The organism is Nocardioides sp. AE5 (assembly GCF_031844485.1).
In the GTDB taxonomy this organism is placed as follows: domain Bacteria; phylum Actinomycetota; class Actinomycetes; order Propionibacteriales; family Nocardioidaceae; genus Nocardioides.
Genome location: NZ_JAUZVI010000001.1, coordinates 274,964 through 295,138 on the forward strand (window position 1 = coordinate 274,964; position 20,175 = coordinate 295,138).

18 protein-coding genes and 1 tRNA gene are annotated in these 20,175 nt (G+C 70.9%); 17 read left to right on the forward strand and 2 right to left on the reverse strand.

Annotated elements, in window-relative coordinates; genetic code table 11:
• Positions 1-19 precede the first annotated feature (19 nt).
• From Q9R27_RS01240 to Q9R27_RS01260, 5 genes are all read left to right on the forward strand, one after another.
• Positions 20-193, forward strand: coding sequence for a DUF4244 domain-containing protein (locus Q9R27_RS01240; RefSeq protein WP_311250503.1), 174 nt, complete (start codon positions 20-22; stop codon positions 191-193).
• Positions 190-567, forward strand: a complete 378-nt coding sequence (locus tag Q9R27_RS01245; protein ID WP_311250504.1) for a TadE family type IV pilus minor pilin — start codon at positions 190-192, stop codon at positions 565-567. The genes Q9R27_RS01240 and Q9R27_RS01245 overlap by 4 nt, the downstream gene beginning before the upstream one ends.
• Entirely contained in the window at positions 554-931 is a 378-nt protein-coding gene (locus tag Q9R27_RS01250) for an Rv3654c family TadE-like protein (protein WP_311250505.1), read from the forward strand. The genes Q9R27_RS01245 and Q9R27_RS01250 overlap by 14 nt, the downstream gene beginning before the upstream one ends.
• An 84-nt stretch (positions 932-1,015) precedes the next feature.
• A complete protein-coding gene (locus tag Q9R27_RS01255) occupies positions 1,016-2,350 on the forward strand; it encodes a sensor domain-containing protein (protein ID WP_311250506.1) in 1,335 nt (444 codons plus the stop codon).
• Positions 2,338-2,973, forward strand: a complete 636-nt coding sequence (locus Q9R27_RS01260) for a response regulator transcription factor (protein WP_311250507.1) — start codon at positions 2,338-2,340, stop codon at positions 2,971-2,973. Before Q9R27_RS01255 ends, Q9R27_RS01260 begins: the two co-directional genes overlap by 13 nt.
• A 152-nt stretch (positions 2,974-3,125) precedes the next feature.
• On the opposite strand, the gene Q9R27_RS01265 is transcribed toward Q9R27_RS01260, so the two are convergent.
• A complete protein-coding gene (locus Q9R27_RS01265; RefSeq protein ID WP_311250508.1) occupies positions 3,126-5,438 on the reverse strand; it encodes a DEAD/DEAH box helicase in 2,313 nt (770 codons plus the stop codon).
• Positions 5,439-5,609: 171 nt separating this feature from the next.
• Here Q9R27_RS01265 and Q9R27_RS01270 point away from each other — a divergent pair, with 171 nt between their 5' ends.
• From Q9R27_RS01270 to Q9R27_RS01305, 8 genes are all read left to right on the forward strand, one after another.
• Positions 5,610-5,945, forward strand: coding sequence for an STAS domain-containing protein (locus Q9R27_RS01270; RefSeq protein ID WP_311250509.1), 336 nt, complete (start codon positions 5,610-5,612; stop codon positions 5,943-5,945).
• Between the two features lie 16 nt (positions 5,946-5,961).
• A complete protein-coding gene (locus tag Q9R27_RS01275; protein ID WP_311250510.1) occupies positions 5,962-6,960 on the forward strand; it encodes a hypothetical protein in 999 nt (332 codons plus the stop codon).
• A gap of 10 nt (positions 6,961-6,970) precedes the next feature.
• The gene (locus Q9R27_RS01280) at positions 6,971-8,446 is read left to right on the forward strand and encodes a class I SAM-dependent methyltransferase (protein ID WP_311250511.1); all 1,476 of its coding nucleotides are present in this window, start codon (positions 6,971-6,973) and stop codon (positions 8,444-8,446) included.
• Between the two features lie 10 nt (positions 8,447-8,456).
• Complete coding sequence (locus Q9R27_RS01285) at positions 8,457-9,674, forward strand: DUF2510 domain-containing protein (protein ID WP_311250512.1); 1,218 nt, start codon at positions 8,457-8,459, stop codon at positions 9,672-9,674.
• A gap of 134 nt (positions 9,675-9,808) precedes the next feature.
• Positions 9,809-12,547, forward strand: a complete 2,739-nt coding sequence (gene topA / locus Q9R27_RS01290) for a type I DNA topoisomerase (RefSeq protein ID WP_311250513.1) — start codon at positions 9,809-9,811, stop codon at positions 12,545-12,547.
• 37 nt (positions 12,548-12,584) lie between these two features.
• Positions 12,585-13,244, forward strand: a complete 660-nt coding sequence (gene tmk / locus Q9R27_RS01295) for a dTMP kinase (RefSeq protein WP_311250514.1) — start codon at positions 12,585-12,587, stop codon at positions 13,242-13,244.
• Positions 13,241-14,389, forward strand: coding sequence for a DNA polymerase III subunit delta' (locus Q9R27_RS01300; RefSeq protein WP_311250515.1), 1,149 nt, complete (start codon positions 13,241-13,243; stop codon positions 14,387-14,389). Before tmk ends, Q9R27_RS01300 begins: the two co-directional genes overlap by 4 nt.
• Before the next feature lie 34 nt (positions 14,390-14,423).
• The gene (locus Q9R27_RS01305) at positions 14,424-16,007 is read left to right on the forward strand and encodes an alpha/beta hydrolase (RefSeq protein WP_311250516.1); all 1,584 of its coding nucleotides are present in this window, start codon (positions 14,424-14,426) and stop codon (positions 16,005-16,007) included.
• 84 nt (positions 16,008-16,091) lie between these two features.
• On the opposite strand, the gene Q9R27_RS01310 is transcribed toward Q9R27_RS01305, so the two are convergent.
• Positions 16,092-17,039: a LysR family transcriptional regulator gene (locus Q9R27_RS01310; protein WP_311250517.1), complete on the reverse strand. Its 948-nt coding sequence runs from the start codon at positions 17,037-17,039 to the stop codon at positions 16,092-16,094.
• Positions 17,040-17,139: 100 nt separating this feature from the next.
• Here Q9R27_RS01310 and Q9R27_RS01315 point away from each other — a divergent pair, with 100 nt between their 5' ends.
• From Q9R27_RS01315 to Q9R27_RS01330, 4 genes are all read left to right on the forward strand, one after another.
• Complete coding sequence (locus Q9R27_RS01315; RefSeq protein ID WP_311250518.1) at positions 17,140-17,313, forward strand: hypothetical protein; 174 nt, start codon at positions 17,140-17,142, stop codon at positions 17,311-17,313.
• 68 nt (positions 17,314-17,381) lie between these two features.
• Positions 17,382-17,454 (forward strand) — tRNA-Thr (locus Q9R27_RS01320).
• Between the two features lie 134 nt (positions 17,455-17,588).
• Entirely contained in the window at positions 17,589-18,737 is a 1,149-nt protein-coding gene (locus Q9R27_RS01325) for a helix-turn-helix domain-containing protein (RefSeq protein WP_311250519.1), read from the forward strand.
• Between the two features lie 156 nt (positions 18,738-18,893).
• On the forward strand, positions 18,894-20,159 hold the full coding sequence (locus tag Q9R27_RS01330) for an FAD-dependent oxidoreductase (protein ID WP_311250520.1): 1,266 nt from the start codon (positions 18,894-18,896) through the stop codon (positions 20,157-20,159).
• Positions 20,160-20,175: the final 16 nt, after the last annotated feature.

Consider the following 20,175-nt stretch of genomic DNA (forward strand, 5'->3'; position numbering starts at 1 on the left):
GGCCGGAGAAGGAGGAAACATGGACAGGACGAGGAAGTCCGAGGAGGGCATCACCACCGCGGAGTATGCCGTCGGCACCGCCGCAGGTGCCGGACTCGCCGGCGTGCTCTACCAGTTGGTCACCGGGGGATTCGGTGACCAGATGCTGCAGCGCATGTTCAACCATGCGCTCGGGATGCTCGGCATCGGATGAACCACCACGAGCAGGAGCGGGGTGCGGTGACCGCGGAGACGGCACTGGCCATCCCGCTCCTGGTCGCGGTCACCCTGGCGATGATCTGGATGGTGGCTTTCGGGGTCAACCAGATGAAGACCACCGACGCGGCTCGTGAGGCCGCGCGCGCGATTGCCCGTGGCGAATCCCCGGAGGAGGCAACGGCCCTGGCCCACCAGGTGATGCCCGGTGCGCGCGTGGAGATCAGCCGCACCGGCGACCAGGTGGTCGTCGTGGTCACCGCACGCATCGAGGCGCCGCTGGTGCCGTTCGACCTGGCCGGCACCACCGAGGGCACCGCGACCGCCCTGCTGGAGACGGTGCCGGGGGAGGATGCCGATGTGCCGCCGTGAGCCTGATTCCCGGCCCGGTCCCGGACCCGGTGAGGAGCGCGGGGCGGCCACCGTCCTCGCCGTCGCCCTGGTCGGGGTCCTGGTGCTGCTCGGGATGGCCGGCGTCTTCGTGACGGCCACCGGGGCCGCCCACCGACAAGCCCAGGCCGCCGCGGACCTGGCCGCCCTGGCCGCTGCGGCCACGCTGCAGCAAGGCGGGGACCCGTGTGAGGCCGCGACAACGATCGCCACCGCGAACGGGGCCGAGGTCACCGATTGCGTGGTGGCGGGGTCGGATGTCGTGGTGGACGTCCAGGTCAGCGGGCCGGAGTTCCTGGGGCACGGGTTCGTCCCGACGGCCCGGGCCCGGGCCGGACCCGGGTGACCCGCTTGTTGTCGGGTTTCCCCGACAACAAGTGTGGTGCTGGCAGGATCGTGGACGAGCGCGACGCTTCCTAGCGTTGGAGCCATGACCCAGACGACGACGTACGACCCGAGCACGCAGACGATCCAGATGGAGGCGGTGATGGCTCCCGAGCCGACAGGCAGGGCCGCACCCGCGTGGTGGCGCCGGACCCTGCTCGACTCGGCGTACAACATCACCGCGCTGGTCCTGGCGCTGCCAGCGTTCGTGCTGGTGATCAGCGGACTGGCCCTCGGAGCGGGCCTGGCGATCACCCTGCTCGGCTTCCCGGTGCTGGCCCTGACCGTCCTCACGGCCCGCGGCTTCGCCCACGTCGAACGGGCCCGGATCCGGAACATGCTGCACACCGAAGCCCCCACCCCGCGCTACCACCGCAGCGCCGAGGACGCCGGCTGGCTGCGGCGTGCCTTCACCCCGCTGACCGATCCGCAGGGCTGGCTCGACGTCCTCTGGGCGCTGGTCACCTTCGTGACCGCCATCGGGCTCCTCGTGGTGACCACGGTCTGGTGGTCGCTGGTCGCCGGCGGGCTGAGCTACTGGTTCTGGCAACGCTGGCTGCCCGAATCCGACGCCAACACCGGACTGGCCGAACTGATCGGCCTCGGCGAGGGCCGCACCACCGAGAGCCTGCTGATGCTGGCCATCGGAATCTTCGCGCTGCTCACGCTGCCCCTGGCGATGCGCCTGATGGCGCTGGTCCACTCCTCGATCGGCAAGGTGATGCTCTCCAGCCGCGCCGAGCTGCAGGCCGAGATGAGCCAGCTCCACGACTCCCGCGACGCCGCCCGGGCTGCCGAGGCCGGGGCACTGCGGCGCCTCGAACGGGACATCCACGACGGACCCCAGCAGCGACTGGTCCGGCTCACCATGGACCTGGGCCGCGCCCGCAAGCAGGTCGACACCGACCCGGAGCTGGCCCGCTCGACCATCGAGCAGGCACTGGTCCAGGCCCGGGAGACCGTGGACGAACTGCGCCAGCTCTCCCGCGGCATCGCCCCGCCGATCCTGGTCGACCGGGGACTCCGCGTGGCCCTGGTCGAGCTCGCGAACCGGTCCACCATCGAGGTGGTCACCCGGATCGAGGAGATCGGCAAGGTCGACCCGCACGTGGAGACGGCGGCGTACTTCGTCGCCTCCGAGGCGCTGACCAACGTGGCCAAGCACAGCGGCGCCACCCGGGCGGTCCTTACCGTCGAACGGCTGGGTGACCGGCTGGTCGTCGAGGTCGGCGACGACGGTGTGGGTGGGGCCGACATCGCCAAGGGACACGGGCTGGCCGGGCTCGACCAGCGGGTGCGTGCTGCGGACGGCTCCCTCGTGGTGGACTCTCCCGCAGGAGGACCCACGATGATCAGGGCGGAGATCGCATGCGGATCGTGATCGCGGACGACTCGTTGCTGCTGCGCGAGGGACTGCAGTTGCTGCTCACCGAGGCCGGGCACGAGATCGTCGCCTCGGTGGGGGACGGCCCCTCCCTGGTCGCCGCGGCGCTCGAGCACCGCCCCGACGTCAGCATCGTCGACGTCCGGATGCCGCCCTCGCACACCGACGAAGGGCTCCGCGCCGCGGTCGAGGTACGTCGGGCCTGGCCAGCGGCGCCGGTGATGGTGCTCTCGCAGTACGTCGAAGCCGCCTATGCCGACGACCTGATCGCCGGGGGACAGGGCAGCATCGGCTACCTGCTCAAGGACCGGGTCAGCGACATCGACGACTTCCTCGACGCGCTGCAACGCGTCGCCGACGGCGGCACCGCGATGGACCCGATGGTGATCAGCCACCTGATGCGCCGCCACCAGGACCCCCTGGAGTCCCTGACCCCGCGCGAGCGCGAGGTGCTCGGCCTGATGGCGCAGGGCCTCTCGAACACCTCCATCGCCGAACACCTCACCGTCACCCTCGGCGGCGTCGAGAAGCACACCCAGCGCATCTTCGCCAAGCTCGGCCTGCTGCCCGACGAGTCCGCCCACCGGCGGGTGCTCGCCGTACTCCAGTTCCTGCGCTGACCCGGGTCGGCCTGCCGCGCACCACGGCGTACGTCGGCCCGGCGTAGGTCGGCGTCCCGTACGCCAGCACTTGCGCGCCCTTGTGGTGGGTTTGTACCCCGCCAGCAGGGTGCAAACCCACATGGACGGAGCGTTGCAAGGGCTGGTCGCGTTCAGGCGCCGGCGAGCAGGGCATAGAGCAGGCGCACCGCGGCGGCCTTGTCGAGCGGGTTGTTCTGGTTGCCGCACTTGGGGGATTGCACGCACGAGGGGCAGCCGTCGGGGCAGGCACAGTCGGTGATCACGGCCCGGGTCGCCCCCAGCCAGGCGCGCGCCACGGCGTACCCGCGCTCGGCGAAGCCGGCGCCACCCGGGTGGCCGTCGTAGACGAAGACCGTGAGCATCCCGGTGTCCGGGTGCAGGGCCGTCGACACCCCGCCGATGTCCCACCGGTCGCACGTCGCGAAGAGCGGCAGCAACCCGATCGAGGCATGCTCGGCGGCGTGGGCGGCACCGGGCAGGTCGGCCTGGTCCAGGCCAACATCGGCCAGCACCGCTGGCGGCACCGTCCACCACACGGCAGCAGTGCGCAGCGTCCGCTCCGGCAGGTCGAGCGGTTCCTCGGCGATCACCTCGCCCGAGGGCATCCGCCGCTTGAGGAATGAGACCACCCGGTGCGAGACGTCCACCTCGCCGAACGCAAGTCGGCACCGCCCCCACACCTCGTGCTCGCGCTCCGCGACGATCCGGATGTCGGTGGTCTCCCGCGCCGAGGTCGAGTACGCCGGATCCGCGCGCTCCATCGTCGCCACGTGCTCGTCGAGGTCCAGCGAGGAGACCAACCAGGTCTCGCCCAGGTGCAGGTAGACCGCACCGGCATGGGCGGTGCCGTGCGCAGCCGAGGCATCCACGGTGCCGACCACCCGTCCGGTGCTGCCCTCCACCAGCGTCACCGGGGCACCGCCGGTCGAGCGGATGTCGGCCAGGTCGCTGGCCCGGCGCGCATCGGTCCAGAACCACCGGTCCCCGCGACGCCGCAACAGGCCGGCGGCGGCCAGCGCCTCGGTCGCCTCGCGGGCACCGGGCCCGAACCGGGCGAAGTCCGCCTCGACCAGGGGCGACTCCTCCGCAGCCGCGCACAGGTGCGGCCCGAGCACGTAATGGTTCGTCGGATCGAAGACAGAAGCCTCGACCGGTGCCTTGAGCAACGCATCCGGGTGGTGCACCAGGTAGGTGTCCAGCGGGTCGTCGCGGGCCACCATCAGCCCGAGCGCATCACGCCCACCGCGCCCGGCGCGCCCCACCTGCTGCCACAGGGCCGCGCGGGTGCCGGGGAAACCGGCCAGCAGCACCGCATCCAGGCCACTGACGTCGATGCCGAGTTCCAGGGCCGTGGTGGCGGCCAGGCCGAGCAGGTCACCGGAGCGGAGCCGCTGCTCCAGCGCCCGCCGCTCCTCGGGCAGGTAGCCACCGCGGTACGACGCCACCCGGGCAGACAGTTCCGGCGCCACTTCGCCGAGCAGGTCGCGCGCGGTGGCGGCGACGTGCTCGGTGCCACGGCGGGAGCGGACGAAGGCCAGGGTCCGTACGCCGGCGACGACCAGGTCGGTGAGCAGGTCGGCCACCTCCGAGGAGGCGGCACGGCGTACCGGGGCCCCGTTCTCGCCCTGGTGGCCGGTCAGCGGCGGCTCCCACAGCGCCAGCGCGACCCGGCCTCGCGGGGAGCAGTCCTCGGTCACCGCGGTGACCGGCGCTCCGAGCAGTCGCTGGCCCATGTCGTCGGGGTCGGCGACCGTGGCCGAGGCGAGCACGAAGGTCGGCGTGGCGCCATGGAGCGCGCAGACGCGTTGCAGCCGCCGCAGCACATGGGAGACGTGCGCGCCGAAGACGCCGCGGTAGTGGTGGCACTCGTCGATCACCACGAACCGCAGCGACCTGAAGAACCGCGCCCACCGGGCATGCCCGGGCAACATCGAACGGTGCAGCATGTCGGGATTGGTAAGCAGGTATTCGCCGTGGTCGCGGGCCCAGTCGCGCAGTTCACGCGACGAGTCGCCGTCATGGGTGGAAACCCGGATGTCGAGCCCGAGCGAGCGGATCGAGGCGAGCTGGTCCTGGGCCAGGGCCTTGGTCGGCGCCACGTAGAGGGCGGTGGCGCCCCGCTCCCCGCGCGGACCGCGCTGGGTGAGGCTCGCGGTCAGCGCGGGCAACTGGTAGGCAAGCGACTTGCCCGATGCGGTGCCGGTCGAGATCACCGTGTGCTGCCCGTCGTACGCCGCCTGGGCCGCGGCCACCTGGTGCTGCCAGGGCCGCTCGATCCCCCGCTCGACCAGCGCCTCGCGGACCGCCGGAGCGACCCAGTCGGGCCACGCGGCGTACCTCGGGGCCTGCGGCGCCAGGACCTCCACATGGCGCAGCCGATCGGCCCGGGTGGGCGTGACCAGTGAGTCGACGAGCTCGTGCAGGGGAGTCGTCGGGCCGGGCATGCTGGTCAAGGTAGTCCAGCCACCGGCAGGGAACCGGATCGGTCCCGGATGCGTCCACTTGGTGTGGCCAAGGTGCGCAAATGTGGAGGTACATGCTTTGATAAGGCGAGAAGAGTTGGGGTGGACTCCCTATCTCGACACGACGAGGCGACCCGGTGCCGGAGGAGAGACGTGGACCTGACGCTTGTGACGCGCGAGGCCGATGGTGCCTCCATCGTCGCCGTCGAGGGCGAGATCGACGTCTACACCGCGCCCAAGTTGCGGGACAAGATCACTGAACTCGTCGGCGAGGGCGTCTACCACATCATCGTGGACATGGAGGGTGTCGAGTTCCTCGATTCCACCGGCCTCGGCGTGCTGGTCGGCGGCCTGAAGAAGGTCCGCGCCCACGACGGCTCGCTGCAGCTGATCTGCAACCAGGAGCGGTTGCTGAAGATCTTCCGGATCACCGGCCTGGCCAAGGTCTTCGCCATCCACGAGAGCGCGGACGCCGCGAGCCCCGGCTGAGTGGGCGCCGTCGCCCATGGACGTTGAGTTCGACGCCTGGGTGAACGCCCGCAGCAAGGCGCTGCAACGGTTCGCGTACCTGTTGGCCGACCCCGGGATCGACCCGGGCGCGATCGCCACGCTGGTCACCACCGAGATGGCCGCCACCGGTCGTCGCTGGCACCGCTTCAGCGACGTGGACGCCGCGGACCTCGATGTACGCCGGCGCATCGTGCGCGCCACGGGTGCCGCACCGCAGCACGCGGCGCTCGTCCTCCACCTGCACGAGGACCACGGTGCCGACCAGGTCGCTGAGGTGCTCGACTGCACCGAACGGGCCGCGCGCACCCACCTCGCCCGCGCCCTGGCCGCGCACCCGCCCGACACGGTCCGCCAGGAGTTCGCGGCCCGGGTTGCCGGCCTCGACCCGGCGCCGCTGGAGGTCACCGCACCCCCACCCGCCGTACGCCGTCCCCGCACCGTGCTCCTCGCCGTCGCCGTGGTGGCGGCACTCGCCCTCGGGGTGGGGATCGGCTGGCGCCTGGTCGGTGACCGGGCGCCGGCCGCCGACGCGAACGGATGCCCCCGCGCACACCCGGCCCAGGCCGGTGGCGAGGTGCGCCCGGCCCGCCCGTTCCTCATCGAGCGGATGGCCCACGTCGACCGGTTCGTGGTCTGCCAGTACGCCGTGGGCGACCCGGACCAGCCCGGCCTGATGGGCTCGCGGGTGCTCGACGCGGACGCATCGGCACGGGTCCTGGCCGCGATCCGCCAGGCACGCACCGGCGGCGGCCCCGACGAGGCACCGGAGTGCACCCAACCCGAGGTGGACGAGGACGTCCTGGTGCTGCGCCTGCACACGGCCGACGGCACCGAGGAGGCCTACGTGCGCACCAAGTTGTGCCGCGGCAACGGCATCGACGACGGCACCCACGTGCGCCTGCTGACCCGCGACGACTGCGCACCGCTGTGGCGCGACGAGGTGCGCTGGACCGGCGGCGGAGACCTCGTCGAGGAACCCTGCGCCCCGACGTAGGCTCTGCGCTGTGACTACCAACGACCTGCCCGCCCGGCTCAGGGACGCGCTCGTCGCGGCCGGGTTCACCTATGACGGCGTCGCCGGCCTGCTCGGCCCCACGGCCCATGCGGCACTGGGCCGCAACGAGACCACGCCCGGCCTGGCCCGCACCGCCGGCGGGAGCCCGCTGGAGACGCTGACCCGCCTCTTCCTGCTCCAGGCGCCGGTGCCGCTGGACCAGGCCGAACAGGCACTGCCCGGCCTGGTCGACAGGCTCGCGGTGGAGGGGATCCTGGAGCAGAGCCTGAGCGAGGTCGCTGCCCGCCTCGACGTCCGCCCCTACGCCGACGAGTCCACCGACCTGTGGGTGGTCAGCGACCTCACCCCCGGCCTGGACGGCAGCCCGAACCGGGTCGGCGCCGACCATGTGCTGGGGATCAGTTCGGCCTCCACCTCCCTTGCCCAGTTGACGATCCGCGACGAGGTGGAGACCTCCCTGGACCTGGGCACCGGCTGCGGCGTGCAGGCACTCCACCTGGCCGAGCACTCGGGCCGTGTGGTGGCCACCGACGTCAACCAGCGCGCGCTGCGGATCACCCGGCTCAACGCCGCCCTCAACGGGTTCGACAACATCGAGGTGCGCGACGGGTCGTTCTTCGAGCCGATCCGCGACGAGCGGTTCGACCTGATCGCCACCAACCCGCCGTTCGTGATCTCGCCCGGCACCGGCGAGCGCTTGGTCTACCGCGACTCCGGCCTGCCCGGCGACCGGGTGGTCTCCGACATCGTCCGTGCTGCCCCGGGCCACCTCAACCCCGGCGGCTGGTGCCAGGTGCTCGCCAACTGGGTGATCGCCGAGGACCGTGCCTGGGACGAGCGGCTCGCCGAGTGGGTCAGCGGTGCCGATGCCTGGGTGGTGCAGCGCGAGGTGCTCGACCCGGCGGCGTACGTCGAGTTGTGGCTCAAGGACGCCGGCCAGCAGGGCAGCGCCGATTACGTACGCCGTTACGACACGTGGCTGAGCTGGTTCGCCGAGCAGCGGATCGAGGCGGTCGGCTTCGGCTGGATCAACCTGCGCCGCACCGACGCCGAGCCCACCCTCCGCTTCGAGGAATGGCCCTGGGACGTCGAGCAGCCGATCGCCGCGACGATCGCCGACTGGGGTGCAGCGGTGGACGAACTGGCCGGCCTGGATGACGACGCGCTCCTGGCCAGTCGGCTGGTGGTGCGCGAGGACGTCCAGCAGGAGACGTTCGGCGCGCCGGGGGCGGGTGACCCGGCCACCATCGTGTTGCGCCAGCAGCGCGGGCTGCGCCGCGCCCGCCAGGCGGACACGGCCGAGGCGGCGCTGGTCGGTGCGTGCGACGGCGACCTGGCCGTCGGGCAGATCCTGGCCGCGCTCTCGGAGTTGCTGGGCACGGATGCGCAGGAGTCGAATTCGGCGTATCTTCCGGTGGTCCGGGAACTCCTCGTGGAGGGTTTCCTCACCACGAGTCAGAGGTAAGGAGCAGAACGTGTCTGCCTCAGGTTGGTATCCAGATCCGTCCGGCGAACCGAACCGGTTCCGCTACTGGGACGGGAGCGCGTGGAGCAGCGAGACCACGGCCGATCCCAACAGTCCAGCCCCCGGGGCAGCATCCGCGCCGTCGCCGGCGGAGCCGCCGACCAATCCCGGCCCGTCGGCCAACCCGTACGTCACGGGTGGCGCGAGCTCCTCGTCGTACGGACAGGGGGCCCCCGGCCAGTCGCAGTATGGCCAGTCGCAGTATGGCCAGTCGTCGTACGGGCAGGCCCAACAAGGGCAGGGCGGGTACGGGCAATCGTCGTACGGACAGGCGACGCCGGGACAGTACGGCCAATCCTCCTACGGCCAGTCCTCCTACGGGCAGACCCAGTACGGCCAGTCAGCGTACGGCGCTGGCGCGCAAGGCCCCACCCACCAGGAGTACGGCCGCCCGAAGTGGCTGATCCCGGTGATCGCGATCGTGGCGGTGCTGCTGGTCGCCGGCGGCATCGGCCTGGCCGTGGCACTGACCAGCGGCGGCGACGACGACAAGACCGCCGGCGGCGAGAAGACCAGCCAGGGCCCCAGGGAGACCAACGACACCGACGAGCCCAGCGATGAGCCCAGCGAGGACGAGACCGACGGCCCCACCGACGGACCGACCACCAAGGGTCCGGGCGCCGATTTCGCGAACTGCACCGGCGGCGACCCGATGACCCGCACCTCCACCCCGGTCACCGGCAGCATCGTCGGGGGCAACCTGACTGCGACCGTCCCCGACGGCTTCACGCCCCAGCCGTTCTATGGCGAGGCGTTCGCCTTCGCCTACGACACGGATGTCGCCTACAAGGAGATCGAGGCCTACTGGATCTCCACCCTGGTCGTGGGCCGGGTCGAGAAGGCCGACGGGTTCACCACGCCGCAGCAGGCGGCGCACGCGATCCAGGAGTGCATGACCCGCACCGACACGCTCTACAGCGGCTTCACCGGCAGCACCGACGTGCACGACAAGGAGACCACCGTCGACGGGCACAAGGCGTGGAGCTATCGCACCGAGATCCGGGTCAACACCCCCGAGGTCGAGGCCGAGGGCGACCTGGCCGAGGTGACCGTCGTCGACATCGGCGACGCGGAGGGGTACGCGGTCTTCATCGGGGTCACCCCGATCGGTGACGACGAGTTGGCCGCGGTGCTCGACGACGTGGTCGCGGGCCTCAAGGTCGGCTGAGCGAGCTCCGGTCGCCATCCCGGAATGGGGCGCCGGAGTTGTCGCTGTCGCGCCACGCGCTACCGTAAAGCCGCCGGGGGCTCGGCAGGACCCTGCCCGAGCAACCCAGCGGCAGAACAGGAGCGTCGAGTTCAGTGGCACACAAGTTGGTCATCGTCGAGTCACCGGCGAAGGCACGCACCATCGGGGGCTACCTCGGTGCGGGCTATGTCGTCGAGTCCTCGATCGGCCACATCCGCGACCTCCCGAACAACGCCGCCGACACCCCCGCCAAGATCAAGGACAAGCCGTGGGGGCGCCTCGCGGTCGACGTGGACAACGGGTTCGAGCCCTATTACGTCGTGCCGCGGGACAAGAAGAGCCACATCTCCAAGCTCAAGGGCCTGCTCAAGGACGCCGACGAACTCTTCCTCGCCACCGATGAGGACCGCGAGGGCGAGGCGATCGCCTGGCACCTGCTCGACGAACTGAAGCCGAAGGGCATCCCGGTCAAGCGGATGGTCTTCCACGAGATCACCAAGCCCGCGATCCTCGAGGCGGTCGAGAACCCCCGCGAGATCGCGATGGACCTGGTCGAGGCCCAGGAGACCCGCCGCATCCTGGACCGCCTCTATGGCTACGAGGTCTCCCCGGTGCTGTGGCGCAAGGTGATGAGCGGGCTCTCCGCAGGACGCGTGCAGTCGGTGGCGACCCGCCTGGTCGTGGACCGCGAGCGGGAGCGGATGGCGTTCCGGGCCGCTTCCTACTGGGACATCGACGGCTCCTTCGACGCCGGCACCGGCCACGAGCCGCGGATCTTCCCCGGCAAGCTGCACTCGGTCGACGGGGCCCGTGCCGCCCGCGGCTCGGACTTCGGCGACGACGGCCAGCTCAAGGCGTCCGCCGCCGGCAAGGTGATCCATCTCGACCGCGCCCGTGCCGAGGCGCTGGCCGCGGCGCTGGAGAACACGACGTACGACGTCCGCTCGGTGGAGTCCAAGCCCTACAAGCGTTCGCCGTACGCACCGTTCCGGACCACCACGCTGCAGCAGGAGGCCAGCCGCAAGCTCGGGATGAGCTCCTCGGTCACCATGTCGGTGGCGCAGCGGCTCTACGAGAACGGCTTCATCACCTACATGCGGACCGACTCCACGACCCTCTCGGGCGCCGCGATCGGCGCCGCCCGCGACCAGGTCCGTGAGCTGTACGGCGCCGAATACCTGCCGGACAAGCCGCGCACCTACGCCTCCAAGGTGAAGAACGCCCAGGAGGCGCACGAGGCGATCCGGCCCGCCGGTGACCACTTCCGTACGCCGGCCCAGACCGGCCTGAGCGGCGAGCAGTTCCGGCTCTACGAGCTGATCTGGATGCGCACCGTGGCCTCGCAGATGAAGGATGCCGTCGGCCAGTCCGTCTCGATCCGCTACGGCGGCGCAGCGGCCACCGGCGAGGACGTGGTCTTCTCCTCCAGCGGTCGGGTGATCACCTTCCACGGCTTCCTCAAGGCGTACGTCGAGGGCACCGACGACAAGGCCACCGCCCGCGACGACCAGGAGACCCGCCTGCCCAAGCTGGAGGAGGGCAACCGGATCACCGCGGCGTCGCTGCAGGCCCAGGGTCACGAGACCAAGCCGCCGGCCCGGTTCACCGAGGCCACCCTGATCAAGGAACTCGAGGAGCGCGAGATCGGCCGCCCCTCGACGTACGCCTCGATCATCTCCACGATCATCAACCGCAAGTACGTCTACAAGAAGGGCACCGCGCTGGTGCCTGCCTGGCTGGCGTTCTCGGTGGTGCGGTTGCTGGTCGAGCACTTCCCGCGCCAGATCTCGTATGAGTTCACGGCCCGGATGGAGGACGTGCTCGACGAGATCGCGGCCGGTCGCAAGGACCGCAACACCGAGCTGGCCGAGTTCTACTTCGGCGCCGGTGACGTGGAGGGCCTCAAGACGCTGGTCACCGAGCTCGGCGAGATCGACGCCAAGGAGCTGGCCACCTTCCCGATCGGTGGCCCCGACTCGGGGATCCAGTTGCGGGTGGGACGCTACGGCCCCTACATCGAGGAAGTGCCCGGGCCCGACGACGACGGCTCGAGCGCACCCAAGCGCGCCAACGTGCCCGAGGACCTGCCGCCCGACGAGCTCACCCTGGCCAAGGCCCGGGAGCTGATGGCGAACCCGGCCGGTGAGGAGACCGAACTCGGGGTCCACCCGGAGACCGGACTCACCATCGTCGCCAAGAACGGCCGCTACGGCCCCTATGTCACCGAGCAGTTGCCCGAGGATGCGCCGAAGAAGCAGAAGCCGCGCACCGGTTCGCTCTTCAAGTCGATGAGCCTGGAGACGGTGACCCTGGCCGACGCGGTCAAGTTGCTCTCGCTGCCGCGGGTGGTCGGTGAGGACGCCGAGGGCGTCGAGATCACCGCGCAGAACGGGCGCTACGGGCCGTACCTGAAGAAGGGCACCGACTCGCGGACGCTCTCCTCGGAGGAGCAACTGCTCACCATCACGCTGGACGAGGCGCTGGCGATCTATGCCCAGCCCAAGCAGCGTGGCCGGGCCGCGGCGGCACCGCCGTTGAAGGAACTCGGCCCGGACCCGGTCTCCGGCCAGCCCATCGTGGTCAAGTCCGGACGCTTCGGCGACTACGTGACCGACGGCGAATACAACGCCACCCTGCGCAAGGACGACACCGTCGAGGCGATCACCCCGGAGCGGGCCGCGGAACTGCTCGCCGAGCGTCGGGCCAAGGGGCCGGCGAAGAAGGCGGCCAAGCGCGGCGCGAAGAAGACCGCGAAGAAGGCCACCGCCAAGAAGGCGGCCACCAAGAAGACCGCAGCGAAGAAGACGGCAGCCAAGAAGACGACTGCGAAGAAGGCGGCGAAGAAGTCCTGATCGGTCACTGTCGGCACCACCCCCTAGGGTGTACGGCGTGACGTCACCGGGCCGCTTCTCCGACCATGGGGTCTTCGTCTGCTTCGAGGGCGGGGAGGGCGCCGGCAAGTCCACCCAGTCCCGGGCCCTGGCCGACTGGCTGGAGTCGCTGGGCCATGCGGTGACCCGCACCTTCGAGCCCGGCGACACCGCCGTGGGCCGCAGGCTGCGCGAGATCGTGCTTGACCCGGCCACCGGCGACCTGTCCAACCGCACCGAGGTGCTCCTCTATGCCGCCGACAAGGCCGAGCACGTGGACACCGTGGTGCTGCCGGCACTCGACGCCGGCGGCGTGGTGATCACGGACCGTTACGTCGACTCCACGCTCGCCTACCAGGGTGCAGGGCGCCAGGTGGACACCGGCGAACTGGAATGGATCGCCCGCTGGGCCACCAGTGACCTGCGCCCGCACCTGACCGTCGTACTCGACCTGGCGCCTGTCGAGGGCCTGGGCCGGTTCGAGGAGCGCGACCGGATCGAGGGCCAGTCCCTGGAGTTCCACCAGCGGGTGCGCGACTCCTTCCTGGCCCTGGCCGCGGCCGACCCGGCGCATTACCTGGTCCTGGACGCGCGTGGCTCGATCGAGGAGGTCGCCGCCGCGATCCGGGAGCGGGTCGCGCCGTTGCTGGAACGGACCACCGGGGCAGGCACGCCGTGAGCGTCTGGGACACCCTGGTCGGCCAGCGGCCCGCGATCCGGGCGCTGGACGAGGCGGCGCGCGGGCAGGGGATGAGCCATGCCTTCCTCTTCACCGGGCCGCCCGGGTCGGGCCGGTCGAACGCGGCCGTTGCCTTCGCTGCCGCGCTGCAGTGCGAGCAGGCAGGGTGCGGCACCTGCCACGCATGCCGCACGGTGCTGGCCGGCAGCCACGCCGACGTCTCGGTGATCCGCACCGAGAAGCTCTCGATCGGCGTCGACGAGGTGCGCGAACTGGTCCGCCGCTCGGCGCTGGCCCCGGTCGGGCGTCGCTGGCAGGTGCTGATCGTCGAGGACGCCGACCGGCTCACCGAGCAGGCCTGCAACGCGCTGCTGAAGTCCATCGAGGAGCCGAGCGAGCGGACCCTGTGGATGCTCTGCGCGCCCACGGTCGAGGACGTGCTGCCCACGATCCGTTCCCGGTGCCGCCTGGTCACCCTGGCCACGCCGTCGGCCGCCGACGTCGCCGACTTCCTGGTCGCGACCCAGGGCGTGCCCGAGACGCTGGCCGCACATGCGGCCCGGGCCAGCCAGGGGCACATCGGCCGGGCCCGCGCGCTGGCCGTCGACGAGGCGACCCGCAACCGGCGCCGGGCGATCGTCTCCTTGCCGATGCGGCTCACCTCGCTCGGTGCCTGCCTGGGCGCGGCGACGAACATGCACGACGTGGCCAAGGAGGAGGCCGAGGCGATCACCAGCGAACTCGACGTGAAGGAGAAGGCCGACCTGGACGCCTCCTTCGGCGTGGTCGAGCGCGGTCGCCGCCCGCGGGAGTATTCCCCTGCACTGGCCGCGCTGGAGCGGGGACAGAAGACCCGCGCCAAGCGTCGCGTCCTCGACGTGGTGGACCGGGGGCTGATGGACCTGGTCTCCGTCTATCGCGACCTCATCCTGCTGGCCACCACCGGCCAGGCCGCGGCGGGACTGGTCAACGCCGACATGGCCGATGACCTGGAGCGCCTGGCGCAGGTGACCACGCCGGAGTCGAACCTGGCTCGGATTGATGCGATCTTCGCTGCCCGCGAGCAGATGCTCGAGTTCAACGTGCCGCCCCAGTTGGCACTGGAGTCCATGATGGTGGCACTGCAACTGCCGCAACGCCCCTGACCACAGCACCCACGTCCCGGAGGAAGCAGGTCCCATGAAGCGAATCGTTGCCCTGGTGCTGGTGGTGGCCCTGGTGCTGCTCGGCCTGGCCGGTGCCGTGGTCGCCGTGCTCGACGACGGCGGATCCGGATCCCCGGAATCGTCCGGCGTGGTCGGCCCGCCGGCCGGCGCCGGCGAGGACGACCCGGGCAATGGCAACCAGCAGGCCCCCGACCCGGCACTGCAGCCCTTCTATGACCAGGAGATCGAGTGGTCCACCTGCCAGGGCATGTACGGCGAGAGTCGCGAGTGCGGCTGGCTCGAGGTGCCGCTGGACTATGACGACCCCGAGGGCACCACGATCGAGATCAAGCTCCTCAAGCGCCCTGCCGACGACCAGGAGAACGTGGTCGGTCCGCTGATCGTCAACCCGGGCGGCCCGGGTGCGCCGGGCACGTCGTACGCCGACCAGGCGGAGTTCGCCTTCGGTGAGCCGCTGCGCGAGCGGTTCGACATCATCGGTTTCGACCCGCGCGGCACCGGCGAGTCTGCGCCGGTGGACTGCCTCACCGATGACGAACTCGATGCCTACCTGGCAGCCGACCCGTCGCCGGACGACGAGGAGGAACTGGCCGAGTTCCAGGAGTGGGAGACGCGGATGGGCGAGGGGTGCGCCACCCGCAGCGGTGACATCTCGGCCCACATCTCCACCGTCGAGGCGGCGCGCGACATGGACGTGCTCCGGGGCGCGTTGCGACAGCCGCAGATGATCTACTTCGGCGCCTCCTACGGCACCGTGCTGGGAGCGACGTACGCCGATCTCTTCCCCGAATCCTCCGGGCGCCTGGTCCTCGACGGGGCGGTCGACGTGTCGCTGAGCTCGCGCGAGCAGGACCTGCAGCAGGCGATGGGATTCGAGCGGGCGTTGACGGCGTACCTCGATGACTGCGTCGCCGGCGGCGACTGCTACCTGGGCGAGGACACCGCGGCGGCGAAGAAGACGATCACTGACTTCATCGAGCAGGTCGACGAGGAGCCGATGCAGGTCGGGGAGCGGGTGCTGGACGTCGGCAACGCCTTCTACGGGATCGTGCTGCCGCTCTACAACCACGACTACTGGACGCTGCTGGACTCGGCGCTCTCGGATGCGTTGGAGGGGGACGCGGCGGAGTTGTTGCAGCTCTCGGACTACTACGGATCGCGCGAGGACTCCGGCTATACCGACAACAGCTCCGAGGCGATCTGGGCGATCAACTGTCTCGACGACAACACGTTCACCCCGATCGAGGACATCCCCGACGAGATCGAGGAGTTCCGCAAGGTCTCGCCGACGTTCGGTGACATCTTCGCGTGGGGCCTGTACGGGTGTGCGGGGCTGCAGGTGCCGCCGGCCGAGCAGCGTCCGCCGCTGACCGCGAAGGGCGCCGACCCGTTGCTGGTGGTGGGTACGACGCGCGACCCGGCCACGCCGTACGAGTGGGCCGAGGCGCTGGCCGACCAGCTGGAGCCGGCGATCCTGCTCAAGCGGGACGGCGACGGCCACACGGCGTACAACATGGGCTCGGACTGCATCGACGACACCATCGAGGCCTACCTGATCGATGGCGAGGTGCCCAGCGGGATGGTCGACTGTTCCTGAGCCGCTGTTCCTGAGTTGCGCGGGGTTGTCGTGTCGTCTGCTGTCACCCGGTGACTGCAGACGACATGGTTGTCTGCCGGATCGTCAGGGCGCCCGGTAGGGGGTCGGTACGCCGGGGACCGGCTCGGCGATCGACTGGATCCGCTTGGTCGCCAGCTCGATCATCAGGCGCGCTGCGGGGGAGAGGCGCGCGTTGGCGCGGTGCACGATGGCGATGGTGTCGACCTGGCGCGGCTCCAGCGGGGCGAGGGTCGCGTTGGGTGCGAGCCGGGGCAGCAACTGGTCGGCGGCGCCGCGGGGGATGACAGTGTCGGCCAGTCCCATCCCGACGAGTTCGACGGCGGTCTCCACGTCCTCCACCTCGATCCGGGTCTTCGGGTTGTGGCCGGTCTCGTGGAGCATCTGGCGCAGCACGATCCGGGTGGAGTCCTCGGCGCGGAAGGTGGTCTCGGGCATCACGATGTTGGCGTGGGCGAGCTGTTCGGCGGTGATCGGCGTGCGGGTCCGCTCCGGGTCGGCGGAGATGTAGACCAGTTCGTCGTGGGCGACCGGGACCACGGTCATTCCCTCGCTGAGCACCCGCGGTACGGCGATCATCGCCGCCTCCAGGCGGCCGCGGCGCAGCTCGTCGAAGACGTCGGAGGAGTTCTGGCCGACCAGTTCCACCCTGACCCCGGGATGGCGGGCCAGGACGTCGGCGATCAGCTGCGCGCCGGCGTACAGGCGGGCCGTGCCGAACATCCCGAACCGGATGGTGCCGGTCTCGATCGCGCTGACCGCCATCACGGCCCGGCGTGCCTCGGCGGCGGCCTCCAGGGTGCGTTCGGCGTGCGGCCGGAGCGCCTCGGCAGCGGTGGTCGGGGTGACGCCGCGGCCGATCCGGGCGAAGAGTTCGACGCCGAGGCTCTTCTCCAGGGCGCGGATCTGGCCGGAGACCGACGGTTGCGCGTGCCCGAGTTCCTCGGCTGCTGCGGTCAGTGACCCGAACTCATAGACGGTCAGGAAGCAGCGGAGCTGGTGCAGCGAAAGCATAGGATCCTCCTATGTCTGTCAGAGGTAAGCAAGGCTACTCCTATTCCTGGATTTCGGAGACAATTGGTACAGACATCAACCAGTCCCCGAGGAGGTCACCATGTTCGTCAACCACTGCACGCACTGCGACAAGAAGATGCTGATCTTCCCGAGCCAGGTCACCGGGATGGCCAAGATCGACGGCGTCGTCGCGATGACCTACACCTGCTGGTGCGGCGAGGAGCAGCTCTGGTACGAGGGCATCAACGCCAAGCAGGCCCCCGTCAACGCCTGATTTCGACGGCGCCCTGCGCCGGCCGTATACTTCCCCGGGTTGCCCGGGGAACGTCTCCCGGGCAGCGCGCCGCCTTAGCTCAGTCGGCAGAGCATCTCACTCGTAATGAGAAGGTCGTCGGTTCGATTCCGACAGGCGGCTCACCGAGAACAGCCCCTGGCCCGCGGAAACGCACGGTCAGGGGCTGTTGTGCTTGGCGCCATGCAGCGGCTGTATCAAATTCGATACACCAGATCACAACGCGTCCGCTGCCCGCGAAGCCGTAGGCTCGGCCCATGTCCCTCGACATCGACGGCGACCTCTTCGACCTGGCCAACGCGCTGGCCGGGCTGCTCGGGGCGCCGGTGACCATCGAGGACCGCGACACCATCGTGCTCGCCTATTCCGGCGGCCAGCAGGACGTCGACGAGGCCCGGATCGGGACCATCCTCGGCCGGCAGGTGCCGCACCACTACCGCGATGCGCTCGCCGCCACGGGCGTCTTCGACAAGCTCCGCAGCACCGACGACGTGGTCACCGTCGACCTGCCGCACGAGCACATGGTGACCCGCGCTGCGGTTGCCCTGCGCGACAAGGGCGTCCTGGTCGGCTCGATCTGGGCAGCGATCCCCGGCGGCCCCAGCGCGGAGCAGGAGGCGATCCTGCGCGACGCAGCGCCGGTGGTGACGCTGCGACTCCGTGCCGAGCATGCGCGCACCGACCGGGACCGCCGCGAGCGGATCGACCAGGTGGCCACGCTGCTGGCCGGCGGGGCCGAGGCCGGGGAGATCGTCGATCGGCGTGCGATGGCCGGCCCGCTCGCAGCAGTCGCCATCCGCGGCACCGAGGAGGCGCTCGCCCATCGCGCAGCAGGGCCACTCACCCTGCACCTGAGCGCGGTCGCCCCGAGCGCGCTCAGCGCACCCCTGCCGGGCGGTCTGTACGGCGTACTGCCGGCGGCGTCGGCGAGCCGGATCCTGGGCGACTTCCTCAACCGGTTCGGCGGCCGCGCCCAGTTGGCCGTCGGGATCGGCGCCCCGGCCAGCCAGGCCAGCGACCTGGCCGAGTCGAGACGGGTGGCCGACCAGGTCGCCGACGCGCTGGTACGCCGTGGTGCCCTGGGCCGGGTGGCCAGTCTGGACGAGGTCTTCACCGACGTGCTCGTTGACCGCCTCTCCGGCTTCCTGCGGACCCACGCCGACGCCAGCCCGCTGACGACCCTGCTCGAGCACGACCGCCGTCACAAGGACGCCGGACTGGTCGCCGCGGTCGATGCCTTCCTCGATGCGGGTGAGGTCAGTGCCGCGGCCCAGGCCCTCGGTGTCCATGCCAACACGATCCGCAACCGGCTCCGCAGGGCCCGCGAGTGCGGGGTCGACCTGGCCGACCCGGAGACCCGGCTGGCGCTGATGCTCGACCTGCGGGCGCGACGTCCCAGGCAGTGACCGCCCAGCCCTGATCGCAGATGGCACCGGATCGCAGTCACCAGGTGCAAACTTTCCGGTGCGCAAGCGCGACCTTGGCCGATCCCACAACCCGGAGGCGACCCGACTGGCCGAAACCGCACTGACGACCGGCCGGGTCCGGGCCACGATGGAGGCATGTCAGTCAAGCAGCCCGAGCACGTCGTGGTCGTCGGCGCCGGCATGGTCGGCCTGGCCACCGCATGGTTCCTCCAGGAGAAGGGCGTCCGGGTCACCGTCATCGACCGGGACGGCGTCGCGGCCGGCTCCTCGTGGGGCAACGCCGGCTGGCTCGCCCCGGCGCTGACCCTGCCGCTGCCCGAGCCGGCGATCCTCAAGTCCGGCATCCTGGCCACCCTCCGCCCTGATTCCCCGGTCTATGTCCCGCTGCGCCCCGACCCGCGGCTGATCCGCTTCCTGGTCGGCTTCGTGCGACACAGCACCCCGGCCAGGTGGAACCGCGCCATCGCCGTCTTCAACCAGGCCAACGCCCGCGCGCTGGACGCCTACCAGCGCTTGGTCGACCATGCCGGGGACGGGCGGGTCGAGGAGCCGGTCAACCCCGCCGAACCGTTCCTGGCTGCCTTCGCCAGCGAGGCTGACCGGCAGGTGCTGGTCGACGAGTTCACCCACGTCGCCGCGACCGGCGGGCTCACCGAGTTCGAACTGCTCGGCCACGACGAGATCCACGCCCTCCAGCCCGGGCTGGGCGCCGCCGTGCGCTGCGGCGTACGGCTGCACGGCCAGCGGTTCATCAACCCCGGCCGCTTCGTGCATGCCCTGGCCGATGCCGTACGCCGCCGCGGCGGGGAGGTGCTCGATGGCCACACCGTCACTGCCGTGGGGCAGCGCGGAGCCCGGGTCCGGGTCGTCGCCGACGAGTCGTTCGAGGCGGATGCCGCGGTGATCGCCAGCGGCAGTTGGTTCGACGCACTGGCCCGGCCCCACGGCGTACGTCGGGTGGTGCAGGCCGGGCGCGGCTACAGCTTCACGGTGCATCCCGACCAGGTGCCGTCGGGCCCGGTCTACTTCCCGACGCAGCGGGTGGCGTGTACGCCGTTGGGCAGGCCGGAGGAGGGCCTGCGGGTGGCCGGGATGATGGAGTTCCGCAGCCCCGATGCGCCCCTGGACCCGCGCCGGATCAGGGCCATCGTCGACGCGGCCACCCCGATGCTGCGCGGCGTCGACTGGGAGGCGCGCCACGACGAATGGGTCGGCTCGCGACCGTGCACCGCCGACGGGCTGCCCCTGGTCGGGCGGACGCGTTCGGACCGGATCCATGTCGCCGGCGGGCACGGGATGTGGGGGATCGCGCTCGGCCCGCTGACCGGGCAACTGCTCGCCGACCAGATTGCCGGGGGCACCCGTGACCCGTTGCTGGACGCGTTCGATCCGTTGCGCTGACGGGTTCTAGGCTGGA

Excerpts from the sequence above, each read along its gene's own strand:
- Q9R27_RS01240 (WP_311250503.1), top strand. The coding sequence starts at position 20 with ATGGACAGGACGAGGAAGTCCGAGGAGGGCATCACCACCGCGGAGTAT.
- Q9R27_RS01245 (WP_311250504.1), top strand. The coding sequence starts at position 190 with ATGAACCACCACGAGCAGGAGCGGGGTGCGGTGACCGCGGAGACGGCA.
- Q9R27_RS01250 (WP_311250505.1), top strand. The coding sequence starts at position 554 with ATGTGCCGCCGTGAGCCTGATTCCCGGCCCGGTCCCGGACCCGGTGAG.
- Q9R27_RS01255 (WP_311250506.1), top strand. The coding sequence starts at position 1,016 with ATGACCCAGACGACGACGTACGACCCGAGCACGCAGACGATCCAGATG.
- Q9R27_RS01260 (WP_311250507.1), top strand. The coding sequence starts at position 2,338 with ATGCGGATCGTGATCGCGGACGACTCGTTGCTGCTGCGCGAGGGACTG.
- Q9R27_RS01265 (WP_311250508.1), bottom strand. The coding sequence starts at position 5,438 with ATGCCCGGCCCGACGACTCCCCTGCACGAGCTCGTCGACTCACTGGTC.
- Q9R27_RS01275 (WP_311250510.1), top strand. The coding sequence starts at position 5,962 with ATGGACGTTGAGTTCGACGCCTGGGTGAACGCCCGCAGCAAGGCGCTG.
- Q9R27_RS01305 (WP_311250516.1), top strand. The coding sequence starts at position 14,424 with ATGAAGCGAATCGTTGCCCTGGTGCTGGTGGTGGCCCTGGTGCTGCTC.
- Q9R27_RS01310 (WP_311250517.1), bottom strand. The coding sequence starts at position 17,039 with ATGCTTTCGCTGCACCAGCTCCGCTGCTTCCTGACCGTCTATGAGTTC.
- Q9R27_RS01315 (WP_311250518.1), top strand. The coding sequence starts at position 17,140 with ATGTTCGTCAACCACTGCACGCACTGCGACAAGAAGATGCTGATCTTC.
- Q9R27_RS01325 (WP_311250519.1), top strand. The coding sequence starts at position 17,589 with ATGTCCCTCGACATCGACGGCGACCTCTTCGACCTGGCCAACGCGCTG.
- Q9R27_RS01330 (WP_311250520.1), top strand. The coding sequence starts at position 18,894 with ATGTCAGTCAAGCAGCCCGAGCACGTCGTGGTCGTCGGCGCCGGCATG.